The sequence below is a fragment of the Moorena sp. SIO2C4 genome, assembly GCF_010672485.1.
Lineage (GTDB): Bacteria > Cyanobacteriota > Cyanobacteriia > Cyanobacteriales > Coleofasciculaceae > Moorena > Moorena producens.
Genome location: NZ_JAAHGN010000299.1, coordinates 1 through 7,472 on the forward strand (window position 1 = coordinate 1; position 7,472 = coordinate 7,472).

At 43.6% G+C, this 7,472-nt stretch carries 10 protein-coding genes and 1 tRNA gene; 6 read left to right on the forward strand and 5 right to left on the reverse strand.

Features of this window, described 5'->3' with window-relative positions; translation table 11 throughout:
- Positions 1-288: 288 nt before the first annotated feature.
- Genes F6K20_RS16785 through F6K20_RS16800 form a run of 4 tightly spaced genes read left to right on the forward strand, consistent with a single transcriptional unit; the run spans position 289 to position 1,601 of the window.
- Entirely contained in the window at positions 289-801 is a 513-nt protein-coding gene (locus tag F6K20_RS16785) for a hypothetical protein (protein WP_008187463.1), read from the forward strand.
- On the forward strand, positions 770-940 hold the full coding sequence (locus tag F6K20_RS16790; protein ID WP_287263333.1) for a hypothetical protein: 171 nt from the start codon (positions 770-772) through the stop codon (positions 938-940). Before F6K20_RS16785 ends, F6K20_RS16790 begins: the two co-directional genes overlap by 32 nt.
- A complete protein-coding gene (locus F6K20_RS16795) occupies positions 930-1,256 on the forward strand; it encodes a DUF433 domain-containing protein (RefSeq protein WP_008187462.1) in 327 nt (108 codons plus the stop codon). The genes F6K20_RS16790 and F6K20_RS16795 overlap by 11 nt, the downstream gene beginning before the upstream one ends.
- A gap of 3 nt (positions 1,257-1,259) precedes the next feature.
- Positions 1,260-1,601, forward strand: a complete 342-nt coding sequence (locus F6K20_RS16800; protein WP_008187460.1) for a DUF5615 family PIN-like protein — start codon at positions 1,260-1,262, stop codon at positions 1,599-1,601.
- A 113-nt stretch (positions 1,602-1,714) separates the two neighbouring features.
- Here F6K20_RS16800 and F6K20_RS16805 read toward each other — a convergent pair.
- Positions 1,715-1,787, reverse strand: a tRNA-Phe gene (locus F6K20_RS16805).
- A gap of 46 nt (positions 1,788-1,833) precedes the next feature.
- Between F6K20_RS16805 and F6K20_RS16810 the strand changes: the two genes are divergently transcribed.
- Both F6K20_RS16810 and F6K20_RS16815 read left to right on the forward strand, forming a co-directional pair.
- The gene (locus F6K20_RS16810) at positions 1,834-1,977 is read left to right on the forward strand and encodes a hypothetical protein (RefSeq protein ID WP_287254236.1); all 144 of its coding nucleotides are present in this window, start codon (positions 1,834-1,836) and stop codon (positions 1,975-1,977) included.
- A gap of 26 nt (positions 1,978-2,003) precedes the next feature.
- Positions 2,004-3,656: an ABC1 kinase family protein gene (locus F6K20_RS16815; RefSeq protein ID WP_287254234.1), complete on the forward strand. Its 1,653-nt coding sequence runs from the start codon at positions 2,004-2,006 to the stop codon at positions 3,654-3,656.
- A gap of 462 nt (positions 3,657-4,118) precedes the next feature.
- On the opposite strand, the gene F6K20_RS16820 is transcribed toward F6K20_RS16815, so the two are convergent.
- The 4 genes from F6K20_RS16820 to F6K20_RS16835 all read right to left on the reverse strand — a co-directional run bounded on the left by F6K20_RS16820 (position 4,119) and on the right by F6K20_RS16835 (position 6,772).
- Positions 4,119-4,322, reverse strand: a complete 204-nt coding sequence (locus tag F6K20_RS16820) for a hypothetical protein (RefSeq protein WP_229414381.1) — start codon at positions 4,320-4,322, stop codon at positions 4,119-4,121.
- A gap of 442 nt (positions 4,323-4,764) precedes the next feature.
- On the reverse strand, positions 4,765-4,917 hold the full coding sequence (locus F6K20_RS16825) for a hypothetical protein (protein WP_008181513.1): 153 nt from the start codon (positions 4,915-4,917) through the stop codon (positions 4,765-4,767).
- 39 nt (positions 4,918-4,956) lie between these two features.
- Positions 4,957-6,219: an RNA-guided endonuclease InsQ/TnpB family protein gene (locus F6K20_RS16830; protein WP_008181511.1), complete on the reverse strand. Its 1,263-nt coding sequence runs from the start codon at positions 6,217-6,219 to the stop codon at positions 4,957-4,959.
- 97 nt (positions 6,220-6,316) lie between these two features.
- A complete protein-coding gene (locus F6K20_RS16835) occupies positions 6,317-6,772 on the reverse strand; it encodes an esterase/lipase family protein (RefSeq protein ID WP_287295375.1) in 456 nt (151 codons plus the stop codon).
- Positions 6,773-7,472 lie beyond the last annotated feature (700 nt).

A 7,472-nucleotide genomic window follows, 5' to 3' on the forward strand; every position in this document is an offset into this window, starting at 1 on the left:
TGAGAAGTCTCATTTGCTACATCCAAGCCCCCGTTGGTCCCCCAATTCTGGGGGACTTTTAGAAGCAAATTGACTCTTCCCCCAAAGTTGGGGGGTCAGGGGGGCAAAATTCAGTATCAAAAAACTTTTCAGATATCCTCTAAGGGAACGCCCTACCTTAGGCGAATGAGGTTTATTTTCAGCTGACTGCTGACCGCTGACGGCTGACTGCTGACATTGAGCGCGCCTAGTAGATGGCACGTTTTTACACAGAAGAAGTTAGGCGAGGTAAAAATCCTGATAACAACAATGCTTGACTTAACTAAAATCCAATCCCTTGCTGAATCCTATTCTCCCCAAGAACTATTTGCTGCTTTGGTTTTGCAGCGACGATTCAATGAGTTTGATGGCCCAGAAGTTATTACTGACCTTTCCAAGCACAGAGATTTATGGGCAAGCTTTCTGTTTACCAAACCAGTCTTTGCACCAGATGAAAATGGCTTAAGTTTTGGTGGTCTGGTAGATACCCTGCTGGCAATGGCAAACTATCGTCCCATGCCAGATAGCAGCATTATTCATTTTGTGGCCTATCCAGCAGATACCTTATACATACTTGCAGAAAATCAAGATACTAAAGTTTCCCAACTAATAGATTTGGGTAAAAAATGGCGAGCTGACTCGGTAGAGGTAACTGATGGCACCAATGAAGAGTACAGTTACCGACTCAAACGCCGATTGAGATATCGATACGAAGGAGCATTATGGGGAGACGATATTCAACGTGATCGGGATGCGGTTGTTGTTTGCTATTGGTGGGATTGAACTGTATTTAAGCATTCAGCTATCAGCCACACAAGATTTTGCCTCGATTCCCGATTCCCGATTCCCGATTCCCGATTTCTGGTACAATTATAAATATAGCTTTCCCGCGCATCAAAGGATTGACATCCGTGGTACTTAAAGACTTAGAGCAACAACTTCTTGCCCTTAGCCCTAGTGAAAAAGTGCAGGTTATTCAGTTACTCGCTCAAAGTCTCACAAGCAATTGGCAAGGAATTGAGAAAAACCCTAGAGTTTGTGGGGGAGAAGCTTGCATTGCCAATACTCGTATTCCCGTCTGGTTACTTGTAGAAGCTCGTCGTCTTGGATACAGTGATAGTGACCTTTTAACAAGTTATCCAACAATTACAGCTGCTGATTTAGCGAATGCTTGGGTATACGCAAAAGCTCACCCCGATGAAATCGAAATAGCGATTGAGCGCAATGAGGTAGCCTAGTAGATGGCACGTTTTTACGCAGATGAGCAGTTCCCTTTTCCTGTAGTAGGATTATTACGCACTTTGGGGCATGATGTTCTGACTGTCCAAGAAGCAGGTAATGCAGATAGAGGTACACCTGATAATGAAGTACTCGCATTTGCCATTAGCCAAGAACGCTCGGTTTTGACTATCAACAGAGATGATTTTATCCGCTTGCATCGCCGAAACTCTGACCATTTCGGCATTGTTGTTTGTACCAATAATCGTAATTGGGAACAGTTTGCAGAACGGATAGATGAAGCTGTAAAAGCAGAGGAAACTTTACAAGGCAAACTAATTCGTGTGGTACGTCCTGCTAAATGAGGTGATTTCTGCTAAAAATCTTTAGCATTATCTGGTTTGTTTCAGCCTAAAGCAAGACACTAAATTGATGTATCAACAATAAAAGGCTTGCTCCCAAGTGGTTTCATATTGTATGCCAGGAGGCGGACTTGAACCGCCGACACGAGGATTTTCAGTCCTCTGCTCTACCAGCTGAGCTATCCCGGCTTGCTTTTTTTGACGCCTTATTAAGGCTAACAAATCTAGTCTGGATTTGCAAGTAGATCAGAAAATTTTTTTTTGCGATCCAGCTTCAATTTTTGTCTACTGTCCCCTGCTCCCGATTCCCGATTCCCGATTCCCGATTCCCGATTCCCGATTCCCGATTCCCCACTTTGCCGCGAAGTCTAGGATATAACCAAATCACTCAACCACCCTCAGCCAATGTTTTCCCTAACTCAAACCAGTACCCGCCAGCGAGAAATCCTAGAAGTTGTCTTCCGAAACGGTTGGGATTACATGCGAGGACTCCTAACGGGCAACAAAAATAATGACGAACCTCAACTCCCCACTCCTGCTGTCCTTCGCAACATTTTAATCGATTTAGGTCCGGTGTACGTTAAGTTAGGACAACTGCTGTCTACCCGTCCCGACCTATTACCAGGAGCCTATGTTGAAGTCCTGACTGACTTGCAAGCCAATGTACCAGCAGTAGCCTGGAGTGAAATCGAAAGCCTGCTACAGCAAGAACTAGCCAAGCCAATCTCAGAAACCTTTACTACCATCAATCCCCAAGCCATTGCTGCTGGTTCCATTGGTCAAGTCCATCGGGCTACCCTCAAAAATGGTCAAGAGGTGGCTCTGAAAGTGCAACGTCCTGGGATTGACCAGATAGTTGCCCAAGATATTGCTATCATTCGGGGCTTAGCGGAGTTAGTCTCTCTGACGGAATTTGGTAAGACTTACGATATCGTTGTCATAGCAGATGAATTTGTTACTGCCCTAGAAGCAGAACTGGATTTTACCCAAGAAGCTAACTATACCGATAAACTCCGCAGTAATCTATCCAATAGCCGCTGGTTCGATTCCCAGCAATTAGTGATACCAAAGATTTACTGGGATTTGACCAGCCAAAAGCTACTTACCATTGAGTGGCTGGAAGGGGCACCTCTGCTATCGGCGCAATTATCACAAACTCAAGAGGGCAAAGATCCCCAGACCCAGCGACGGGAAATTACCACCCTGTTATTTCGGGCTTTTTTCCAGCAGGTTTACATCGATGGCTTCTTCCATGCTGACCCCCATCCCGGAAACATATTTTATCTGAGGGATGGTCGCGTCGCTTTATTAGACTGTGGGATGATTGGACGCTTAGACCCCCGCAGCCAACAGATTTTGACGGAAATGCTCTTAGCAATTGTAGATTTAGATGGCAAGCGATGTGCTCAGTTAACCCTACAACTATCTGAAGCCGGTGAGTCGGTCAATTTATCTGGCCTGGAAAATGACTATGACCGCATGCTGCGCAAGTATTACAACCGAAGCCTCTCCAAAATCAACTTTAGTGAAGTGTTTTATGAGATACTGCAAGTCTCGCGCAATAATAAAATCCGCTTACCCGGTAATATGGGTTTATATGCCAAAACCCTAGCTAACTTGGAAGGGGTTACCCGTGGATTTTATCCTGACATTAACCTGCTCGACCAAATCAAACCCCTGATTACGGAAGTGTTTCGGCGTCAACTCCTGGGAGATGATCCCTTACAAACCCTTCTGAGAACTATTTTAGATCTCAAAAGCCTGTCATTGCGATCGCCTTCTCAAATCGAATTATTTTTAAACCGGGTTAGTTCCGAAACCCTGAAGTGGAATATTACCGTCCCAGAGCTAGACAAACTACGTTACAGTATCGATGATTCCGCTAATCGACTTTCCTTCAGTATTGTAGTCGGTTCCCTGATTATCGGTGCAGCAATTGTGGCCTCAGGAAGCCAAACTCCCCAGATGTTAGTGGTTACTAATATCCTGTTTGCTGCTGCTAGTTTTTTAGGATTGTGGCTGATTGTCAGTATTTTGCGTTCGGGACGGTTACGATGATTTGATAAGGGAGTAGGGAATCGGGAATCGCGAATCGGAACCCACCCCTAACCCCTCCCAGGAGGGGAACGGGAATCGGGAATCGGGAATCGGGAGCATTCAGCTATCAGCTTGTAGGGTGGGCAAAAACATTTTGGTTCTTTTGATTATTCTAGATTAGATTACTTTGCCCACCCTACTTTAATTGGTATTTTTTTTTACTATGGCTGACGGCTGACAGCTATCAGCTATCAGCTTGTAGGGTGGGCAAAAACATTTTGGTTCTTTTGATTATTCTAGATTAGATTACTTTGCCCACCCTACTTTAATTGCTATTTTTTTGTACACACAAGTCTTTGATCCCCCCTAACCCCCCTTAAAAAAGGGGGGAATTAGATTCAAAAGTCCCCCGAGCGAGCAATCCCTCGCTCGGGGGATTTAGGGGGATCTGAACCAGGGATTCAAGCCACTAAAATTTACCGCTTACAAATCCTGTAATTTTCCTTCGGATTTAGCTGTCATTGCCTCCTCAAGTAAGAAGTCTAACTTCCCATCGGCGATATCAGCTTCAAGCTGTTTATCCCAGAGTAACCAGTCTTTTTCAGCAAACCACTCTCTCAAGCGCACGAAATCTTCCTTAGAGAGAGCCTCAATTTCAGCTTGAATCTTTTCTACTTTTGTCATCATAAAAAAATGACTGCAATCCTAGTGATTAAATCTCTATAGTCTAGCATAAAAATTAACTTGCTCTAGGCTAGATTTTTTAGCTTGTAGGGTGGGCAAAAACAGTTTGGCTATGCGTGAGTATTGATAGATTATATTACTTTGCCCACCCTACTTTAATTGCTATTTTTTTGTACTGCTTAGAGTAGAGTAATGCCAGATTGTTGAGAGATTTGGCAACAGATGGGTGTTGTTGACCTAGGAGTTTTTTCAACATCTCCCGGACAGCCCCAATACTTTGAGCAAGCGTATCACTCGCCGATACTAACCTACTGGCATGGCCGTTTCTCCGAAGTAAAAAGAGTGCCTTTGCTCATTTCAGTTATGTTTATTCTACAACAAGATACTGGCTATTCCGGAAAGTTTGTTAGCTAACCTCAAGAGTGTTGAACCCTTGACCATTCGGTCACGCTGCGCGAACGGTTAGCTGTGGGGGATTATCCCCCGAACCCCCTTTTTTGGTGAGATTTAAGAATCGCTCTAACCAGGGTAATGCCTGGTTATAAGCCCCTTGACCTTGGTAAAACCAACCTAGACCCTGGAAAGGTTTGTTTGACATCCTCCCCCCACATAGCGCCATCTTGCTATGCTCGATGTCTTAGTGGGGGATTCCTAACTCTCGCGAATTAGGTTTTCTGCTTCGTCTCGTGCCAACTAGAGTATCGTGACCAATACTCCCCGTCGCTTCCAATCCACAGACATTTTCTAGCACGCTATGCCCTAGCGCACTTACTCCACGATTCCTAATTTCTTGGCTAGCTGCTACATCCCGTGTAGTTGTATATCCACAATCAAAGCAATGCTGAAAACGAATATCTAGAGTTTTCTTTCCTGTATGTGCGCCACAGTTAGGACAAATCTGAGAAGTCCCATCCTTATTGACTTTGGCAAAATATACGCCACGACGAAAACAGACCCACTTTAATATATTTACAAACTGACCGAATCCAGCATCGACACTGTGTTTTGAAAGCATCCCTCTTTGCCATGAGACAAAGTTGATATCTTCTAAAAATATCATGCCAGCACCATCACACAAATGATGAGCCAGCTTAAAATGCCAATCTTTACGAGTCTCAGATATTTGCTGATGTAGTCTAGCTATTTTCTGGTTTAACTTGTGCCGATTATTCGAGCCTTTTTGTTTGTTCTTTAGCCTACGTTGTAGCAATTTCAGCTTACGTTGTAGGGTTTTCAGAAATCTAGGTCGCTTAATCTCTTCGCCATCACTGGTAGCAACAAACTTGTCAAAGCCCAAATCCACACCTCGCGGATGACCGTGAGGCATGGGATTAGGAACGTCAACATTTAGTTTAAGTGATAGCATCACAAAGTAACCAGATGCCTTTTTAACTACTCTTGCTTGTTTGACTTCAAACCCAAAGGGAATAGGTCTAGATTGTCGCCATTTCACCCATCCCAGTTTGGGAATCTTAATAGCATCATTTCTGATCGGGTTTTTCCCTAACTGTGGAAAAACAAAAGAACGCATCCGATACTTATTTTTAAACCGTGGGAAACCAAAACCCCTAGCCTTCATATCATCCCAAGCTCTATCTAAGGTTCTTAATGTTTGCTGTAGAACTTGAGAGTGAACTAATTTGAGTTGAGGATAGACTTTCTTAGCTTCGGTTAACTGTTTGGCTTGCAAATGGTAGTTAGGAAATGGTTCGTTAGCAGGAATGATGTATTCATAATGAATCGAACAAGCATTTATAGACGACTTACGAGATGCACACCAATCTTTACGCTGTCTAAGGGCGAAGTTCCAAACCGATCGACATATATCTAGCGTTTGCTCGATAGTAGCAATCTGTTCGGTATTTGGTTCTAGCTTGTATTCGTAGGTCATTGTTAGCATACAAGTATTATACCTGACACAGGTTATAATGCTGTGTCAGGATTTAATGTATTTGAGGTGCGACCCGAAGGCGCTTTCCTAGGCCGGGGAACCCGGCCTAGGAAAGCGCCCAAAGACCGAACCAGAATGAGGGGTAGACAGGAAAACAATTCCCCTCGTCCCAGATGCGATCGCCCCATTTGCCAAAGTCCCTAGCACTGCGCAGCATCTGTTTAACCAGCAGTCCCCCCATACTGTGAGTAACGAAAATTATTGGGCGATCGCCTATCTCATAACTATCCAGTAGATCTAAACTATTAGTCGCCCGGTCTACCAGAGGCATAGAATTACCCTTCCATCTAAACGGTTGTACCTCATAAGCCAGAGACCAAATTCCCACATCTGATAAATCTTGCCCCAGCCAAGCAGGCCAAAAATTATCATCATCTCGCCGTTCTTGCGGGTGCCAAGTACTTAGCGCATCACCCCCGAGTCCATGGACAAAAATGACATCCCCACGGCGATCGGGATTCTGAGCACCATAAATTTCAATTAAATCGTTACGATCACTCACAGACTAGCTCTCCAGGAATAAAGGTCATTGAGATTATTATTGAGATGCTTCGTGACCCTGATCCTCAGCTAGGGTGCTGGCATCGGAACAATTGACACCGATGGGGTTAATCGCCATACCCTTACCACATCTTGCTATTGCATAGATTAGCTACTGATTGAGTCGAGAGAAATCCAGAAAGTGCCAATAAATTCTCTGTCTACCCCATATTCCGCCACGCCCTACTCCCTGTTCCCAGATCCGCTGTTCCCTGTTCCCTATTCCTCTATTTTTATCCGGATAAAAAAAATACTTATTTTTCCTCTGTGGGGCTTGAAAGTCGAGTGTCAGACTTTAACTATGGCGGCATCTTGAGGTACCATTCAAATAATGGTATTGTTATAGATGCTAAACTAGGTACCGGTGAAGAAGGATTTGATGCTAGAGTCCAAGCAGGGGCTCAGTTCAAATTTTAATAGTAAGGTATTAAAGATTAGTTAATTGCAAGGTTGAAAGTTGTTCGCGTAGCGTGGCCTTTTGGCCAAGGTTGCAGGTTAGCAGGTTGAAGGTTAAAGGTTGAATCTTGGATTCTAAATTCTAAATTCTAAATTCTAAATTCTAAATTCTAAATTCTAAATTCTAAATTCTAAATTCTAAATTCTAAATTCTAAATTCTAAATTCTAAATTCTAAATTCTAAATTCTAAATTCTAAATTCTAAA

Bases quoted from the DNA above. Each gene is read 5' to 3' on its own strand.
- F6K20_RS16785 (WP_008187463.1), top strand. From the start codon at position 289: ATGCTTGACTTAACTAAAATCCAATCCCTTGCTGAATCCTATTCTCCC.
- F6K20_RS16790 (WP_287263333.1), top strand. From the start codon at position 770: ATGCGGTTGTTGTTTGCTATTGGTGGGATTGAACTGTATTTAAGCATT.
- F6K20_RS16800 (WP_008187460.1), top strand. From the start codon at position 1,260: ATGGCACGTTTTTACGCAGATGAGCAGTTCCCTTTTCCTGTAGTAGGA.
- F6K20_RS16815 (WP_287254234.1), top strand. From the start codon at position 2,004: ATGTTTTCCCTAACTCAAACCAGTACCCGCCAGCGAGAAATCCTAGAA.
- F6K20_RS16820 (WP_229414381.1), bottom strand. From the start codon at position 4,322: ATGATGACAAAAGTAGAAAAGATTCAAGCTGAAATTGAGGCTCTCTCT.
- F6K20_RS16825 (WP_008181513.1), bottom strand. From the start codon at position 4,917: ATGTCAAACAAACCTTTCCAGGGTCTAGGTTGGTTTTACCAAGGTCAA.
- F6K20_RS16830 (WP_008181511.1), bottom strand. From the start codon at position 6,219: ATGCTAACAATGACCTACGAATACAAGCTAGAACCAAATACCGAACAG.